Raw genomic sequence first — 5,991 nt, forward strand, 5'->3', positions numbered from 1 at the left:
GGCCCCCCCCGGGGGGGTTTCGGGCGCACAGCGCGCCGGGGGGGCGCAACCCCCCCCGCTCGTCGTCCTCGGCCGCGCTGCCGAGCACCGGTCACGCCGGCAGCGGGCGCTCGCCCGCTGCGGCGGCCCTAGCGCCGAAGAGCGCGGAGGGCGGCCTGCGCGGCGTTCCAGCCGCACATGCCGTGCGCGCCGGCCCCGGGAGGCGTGGCAGCCGAGCAGAGGTAGGTGCCGGGCACGCCCAGGGAGTAGGGGTCCAGGGCGACGCGGGGGCGAAAGACCAGCTGGAGCGGGTCGTTGGCCCCGGTGACGACGTCTCCACCGAGGTAGTTGGGGTTGTGCGCCTCCATCCCGGCGACCGACCGGACGTGGCGCGCCAGGATGCGGTCGCGGAAGCCGGGCGCGAAGCGCTCGATCTGCGCCTCGATGAGCGGCGTGGCGTCGCCGGTCCAGCCGTTCGGCACCTGGGCGTAGGCGTAGAGGGGCCGCGCCTCGCCGACCGACCGCGAGGGGTCCGCGACGTACTGCTGCCCGACGAGCACGAAGGGCCGGTCCGGCATCCGGCCCCGGTTGACCTCCCTCTCGGCGAGGCCGATCTCCTCGAGCGTCCCGCCGACGTGGACCGTACCGGCGCGCCTGGACTCGGCGTGGAGCCAGGGCACCTCACCATCGGTCGCGAAGTCGACCTTGAACACGCCCGGACCATGCCGATAGCGCCGGAGCGCCCGCGCGATGTGTGTCGGCACCCGGTCGCCGACGATCCGGAGTGCCGCCTCCGGCGCCGTGTCGAGCATGACGAAGTCCGGGCCGCCCAGCTGAGCCAACGACTCGACCGTCACGCCGGTCTCGACCTTGGCGCCACAGCCCTCGAGCATGGCGACCATCGCGCGAGCGATCGCGGAAGAGCCGCCCTCGGCGACCGGCCAGCCGTAGCGGTGCGCCGCGGTGCCGAGCGCGACCCCGATCGCCGAGGACAGCGGTGAGGTGAAGGGACGCAGGGCGTGCGCCGCGACCCCGGCGAACAAGGACCGCGCCTCGTCGGTCGACCACATCCGGGCCAGGGTGGCCACGGGCAGGAGGGACAGGGACCCGAACCGAGCGAGCTTGAGCGGGTGCCGAGGCACGTGCAGCATCGGGCGGAGGAAGTCGGAGGTGATGCCGTCGAACCGGACGGCCAAACCATCGAACACCCGCGTCCACCGGGCCCCGTCCCCGCCGAGGCCGGTCGCCGTCCGCGTGACGGACCGGTAGGCGGCTGCCCCTCGCCCCGCGTCGAGGGGGTGCGAGTACTCGACCTCGGCCCAGCGCCAGGTGAGCCCGTGGGCGGCCAGGTCGAAGCGGCGGGAGAAGGGGGTGTCGACGGCGAGAGGGTGGAAGCCGGAGCAGTCGTCATGGACGAGGCCGGGGAGGGTCAGCTCGCTGCTGCGGGTTCCGCCGCCGACCTCGTCGGCCGCCTCGAGGACGGTGACCTCGACCCCCTCGGCGGCCAGGGTCAGGGCTGCGGCGAGCCCGTTGGGCCCGCTGCCGACCACGACGGCACTCGTCACGGGCCAACCCTGTCACGCACCCCGTGGTGGGGGAAGCCGCCCGTGCCCGCGGCGCGCCGGGACTCTCAGCGGACGCACAGGACTGGTTGGGAGCATCCCTGCGTGCACTCACTCATCGTCGCCGTCGCCTCGTATGCCGTCTTCCTCGTCCCGCTCGCCGCCGCGCTCGTCTGGTTGCAGGTCCCCCGCCCCGAGAAGCTGGCCCTCGCCGGCGTCGGAGTCCTGACGATCGTCCTCGCCCTCGTCGGCATCGAGATCGGGGCGCACCTCTGGGCGGACCCTCGCCCCTTCGTCGTCGACGGTCAGGCACCGCTCATCCCGCACGCCGCGGACAACGGGTTCCCGTCGGACCACACGACGTTCGCGGCGGCGATCGCGGCCGCCCTGCTGCCGTGGCGGCGTCGCCTCGCGGCGGGCCTGCTCGTCCTCGCGGCCGCCGTGGGCGCCGCACGCGTCGCGGCCCACGTCCACCACGTCCCCGACATCATCGGCGGGTACCTCATCGGGGCGGTGGCGGCCATCGTCGCAATCCTCGTCGTGAGCATGCTCCTGCGGAACCGCGGGGGCCTCCGGCTCGCGGCAGGGCGGCATACGGATGCGTCGTGGGAGAACGGCACTCCCGCGGGTACGAGTGGCGGAGGACGAAGGAGTGAGCCATGGCAGACAAACCAGGCAACCCGACCCCCGACACCCCCGACGTCGGCGACACCGAACTCCGGGAGCTGACCGTCGCCGAGCTGCGAGAGCGCGCCAAGAAGGCCGGCGTCCCAGCGACGTCGAAGATGAAGAAGGACGAGCTCGGCAAGGCCGTTACCAAGGCCGGCACCGGCGGTGGTCGGTCCGAGGACGAGTCCGGAGGTGACGTCGGTGCCGGTCCGGAGCGGGGCCATGTCCGCACCGGAGGGGGCAGCTCGGACTCGTTGAGGTACTCCCAGGAAGTCACCTCACCCGAGGACGAGCCGGAGCGGCCAGGGCGCAGCCTCGTGACGACCCACCACGAGGTGATCAGGAGGTGGGCCGAGAAGCGCGGTGGACGACCCGCGACCGTTGCCGGGACCGAGCACGGCGACCACCTCGGGGTGCTGCGCTTCGACTTCGGGGACCGGGACGACACGCTGCGTGAGGTGTCCTGGGACGAGTGGTTCGCGACGTTCGACGATCGGCAGCTGAACTTCATCTACCAGGAGGAGACCTCGGACGGGGAGCAGAGCAACTTCTTCCGCCTGGAGAACCCCGAGCGGGAGGACGCCTGATCCCGCTGGGAGAGAGGGCGCAGCGGGGCCTGCCGCGCTGACGAGGTCGCCGGCTCGCGGCCGTGGCCGCACCCCTCCTGACCGCCGCTGGGCGCGGGGGTACGCTGCTCATGTTTAACACGGCGACTTCCGTGTTAATTGCAGGCGGGGGTGGCACCTGACGCCTCCTGCCGAAGCCCCAGCCCAAGGAGAAGCGATGACCACGGACCCCCAGCTCGACGTCCGCAGCGAGCCGCCGGCGCGCCGCCACACCCTGATCCTCGACACGTATCACGCCCTCGCGCCGGGAGCCGGATTCGAGCTCGTCAACGACCACGACCCGAAGCCCCTCTACTACCAGTTCCACGCTGAGCACAAACGACAGTTCACTTGGGACTACCTCCAGCAGGGGCCCGAGGTGTGGCGGGTGCGCATCGGGCGCCCCGCTGCCTGAGCCGCCCAGCTGACGCCGGCGTTCCATCACGACAACGGAGCTGAGAGCGCAGACTGGTTCACATGGCTGAGTCGGTCGTCGTGTGCGGCACCCTCTTCGACGGGGTGTCCGCCGAGCTCGCTGGTCACACCGAGATCCTGGTGCGGGACGGCCTCATCGCCGAGATGGGACCGGCGGTGAGCCGCCCCGAGGGCGCCGAGGTGATCGACCTCTCGGACCGGACGGTCAGCCCCGGGTTCATCGACACCCACGTGCACCTGACCATGGACGCCGGCGCGCTCGCCCGGCAGACACTCGACTCCACGGCAACGAAGGCGCTGAGCGGACTGTCCCTCGCCCGTGAGTATCTCGGCCATGGCTTCACGACGCTGCGCGATCTGGGTTGCATGGATCCCGAGTTCCCGACGGTCGACCTGCGCAACGCGATCGACCTCGGCCTCGTCGTCGGACCGCGACTGGTCGTCGCTGCCCACATCCTCAGCCCGTCGGGCGGGCACGGCGACCTCAGCGGGTTCTACCCCTCACGCTGGGACCTGCCCGTGTCCACCGTCGGGGACAGCCTCGGAGAGATCCGCCGGCTCGTGCGACGCGAGCACGCGCACGGCTCCGACTGGGTCAAGACGGTGAACGCCGGCGGCTACTTCAGCGTCGGCGACGACCCCGCCCGGGTCTCCTGGCTCGACGAGGAGCTGGGAGCCCTCTGCGAGACCGCCGCCCAGCTCGGCCTACCGGTCGCCGTGCACACCGGCGCCGCCGATGCCTGCAGGCAGGCCATCCGCGCCGGCGTGCGCAGCCTCGAGCACGCCTACCTCATCGACGAGGAGGGCGTCGAGATGGCAGCCCGGGCAGGGGTTTTCATCGTGCCGACGATGCAGATGACGCAGGAGGACCTCGCCATGCTGCAGGCGGGGACGTTGCCGCAGCAGGCCGTCTGGAAGTTCACGAGGGACAACCAGCAGATCCTCCAGTCCCAGCGGATCATCGCTGGGAGCGAGGTCAAGGTCGCCTACGGCACGGACTGCGGGATGTTCCCGTTCAGCCACGGCATCCTCGAGTTCCAGGCCATGGTGAACGCGGGCCTGACGCCGCTTCGGGCGATGCGGGCCGCGACGTCGGTCGCGGCGGAGCTGCTCGCCAGGGAAGACCTCGGGGTACTGCGCCCGGGGGCGGCTGCCGATCTCGTGGGGATGCCGGGGAACCCGCTCGCCGACATCTCGGTCACCAGCCAGGTCGACTTCGTGATGGCCAGGGGCGCGGTGTTCCGGGGTCGGGGCGCGCCGCTGACCCCTTGACCGAGTTCCTGGCTTCGCGTCGAGGCGGTGTGAGGGTGCGTCCGGGGCCGACGTCACACCGGACTTTCCGACACCGGTGTCAGCTGTCAGGGAGATCGACGACGGCGACCGGGCGGTCGGCATCGTTCAGGACCTGGCGGCTCACCGAGCCGAGCAGGACCCGTCGGACCAGGCCCTTGCCGTGCGTCCCCACCACGATCAGCTGCGCATCGTCGGCGTTGGCCAGGATGGCTTCGGCCGCACGTCCCTCCACCACGACATGGTCCACGCTGACGGGCGCTGTCCCCGGCTTCGCGGCCTCGTCCAGTGCGCGGGTGATGCTGTCCTCGGCTTCCGCCTCGACACTGGCCCGGAGCCGTGCGACCAGCTCGGGATCGGCCTGGAACGCGTGATGCGTGACCGTGTAGGCCGCGACGGCCCTCACGCCGGTCTCGCGCACGGCCGCCTCGGCGATGGCGTAACGGAGGGCGTTCGCGCCGAACGGCGAGTCGTCCACGCCCACGACGACCGGGCCGGTCGTCGGGGGCTCGACCTCTCCGACCACGATCAGGGGACATTTCGCGTGGACCGACAGCCGGTTGCTCACCGACCCCAACAATGCGCTGGCGGCGCCACCGAGCCCGCGCCGACCGACGACGAGGGCGACGGCGTCCTCAGAGGCCGACGCCAGCACGTGGGCCGGGTGCCCCAGCTTCGACGTCAGCTTGCAGGTCATCTCGGGTGCCAGTTCGCGTACCCGCCCCGCCCCGGCGCGGAGCACCTCCTCGGAGAACTCCATGAGCCATTCCACCGGCGGGCTCGCGGCCTGGCCGTGGTATCCGAAGAAGTCGAGGTCGGGAGTGAGTGTGTAGGCGTGGACCAGCTCGAGCTCCTCGCCTCCCAGCCGGGCCCGGGCCACCGCCCACTCGAGCGCACTGCCGCTCTGCTGCGAGCCATCGATGCCAACGACGATCCGACCGGTCATGTTTCCTCCCGAGAGAGCCGACAGTCCGAACCTAGCCTCCGGCACGGGGGTGCGACAGCGGTTGGATCAACTCGCTCTCGGGCGCGGACCAGGGTCACCTCCGACGAACCGCGCGGTCTCACCTCCGACGCGACCGACCGCACTTGTGCTGGAAGCGCGCTCAGCGTCATACAGTCGAATTGGTATGCCGCTGGGCGAAGCCCGGCGTGAGTGCCCTCGGCGCAGCCGCGCCGGCCACGGCGGCGAGGCCGATATGGGCGGAGGCGGTCGGGGTAGATTGTGGGTGTCCGACTCGATGGCAACCCGTCGGAGGTGCCAGGTGCGCCCACCCTGCGTCACGCTCGCGGGCCGTCGCTGCGCCATCAAGCGTCGCCCAGCCGCCGCTGCCGTGGGCCGGGGAGGTTGAGGTGGCCCTCGAGCGGATCGATCGGTTCCAGCGCCGGCATCCGGCGGCCAGCTACCCACTGGCGGTGCTCTACAAGTACTTCGACGACTTCGGCCCCTA

The 5,991-nt window shown here is 71.7% G+C and carries 6 protein-coding genes; 4 read left to right on the forward strand and 2 right to left on the reverse strand.

From position 1 onward, the window contains the following. Nucleotides 1-128: 128 nt before the first annotated feature. Nucleotides 129-1,544 (reverse strand): phytoene desaturase family protein, encoded by a 1,416-nt coding sequence (locus ACTHJJ_RS10360; RefSeq protein ID WP_440302861.1) that lies wholly within the window; start codon nucleotides 1,542-1,544, stop codon nucleotides 129-131. 102 nt (nucleotides 1,545-1,646) lie between these two features. Between ACTHJJ_RS10360 and ACTHJJ_RS10365 the strand changes: the two genes are divergently transcribed. The 4 genes from ACTHJJ_RS10365 to ACTHJJ_RS10380 all read left to right on the forward strand — a co-directional run bounded on the left by ACTHJJ_RS10365 (nucleotide 1,647) and on the right by ACTHJJ_RS10380 (nucleotide 4,522). Beyond that, the gene (locus ACTHJJ_RS10365; protein ID WP_440302862.1) at nucleotides 1,647-2,270 is read left to right on the forward strand and encodes a phosphatase PAP2 family protein; all 624 of its coding nucleotides are present in this window, start codon (nucleotides 1,647-1,649) and stop codon (nucleotides 2,268-2,270) included. Further along, complete coding sequence (locus ACTHJJ_RS10370) at nucleotides 2,201-2,797, forward strand: Rho termination factor N-terminal domain-containing protein (RefSeq protein WP_440302863.1); 597 nt, start codon at nucleotides 2,201-2,203, stop codon at nucleotides 2,795-2,797. Before ACTHJJ_RS10365 ends, ACTHJJ_RS10370 begins: the two co-directional genes overlap by 70 nt. A gap of 196 nt (nucleotides 2,798-2,993) precedes the next feature. Then, entirely contained in the window at nucleotides 2,994-3,230 is a 237-nt protein-coding gene (locus ACTHJJ_RS10375) for a DUF2249 domain-containing protein (RefSeq protein WP_440302864.1), read from the forward strand. A 62-nt stretch (nucleotides 3,231-3,292) separates the two neighbouring features. Further along, the gene (locus ACTHJJ_RS10380) at nucleotides 3,293-4,522 is read left to right on the forward strand and encodes an amidohydrolase family protein (protein ID WP_440302865.1); all 1,230 of its coding nucleotides are present in this window, start codon (nucleotides 3,293-3,295) and stop codon (nucleotides 4,520-4,522) included. A gap of 79 nt (nucleotides 4,523-4,601) precedes the next feature. Here the strand turns inward: ACTHJJ_RS10380 and ACTHJJ_RS10385 are convergent, their stop codons facing one another. Beyond that, on the reverse strand, nucleotides 4,602-5,486 hold the full coding sequence (locus tag ACTHJJ_RS10385) for a universal stress protein (protein ID WP_440302866.1): 885 nt from the start codon (nucleotides 5,484-5,486) through the stop codon (nucleotides 4,602-4,604). Nucleotides 5,487-5,991: the final 505 nt, after the last annotated feature.

The sequence above is a fragment of the Intrasporangium sp. genome (assembly GCF_051961875.1).
GTDB lineage: Bacteria > Actinomycetota > Actinomycetes > Actinomycetales > Dermatophilaceae > Intrasporangium_A.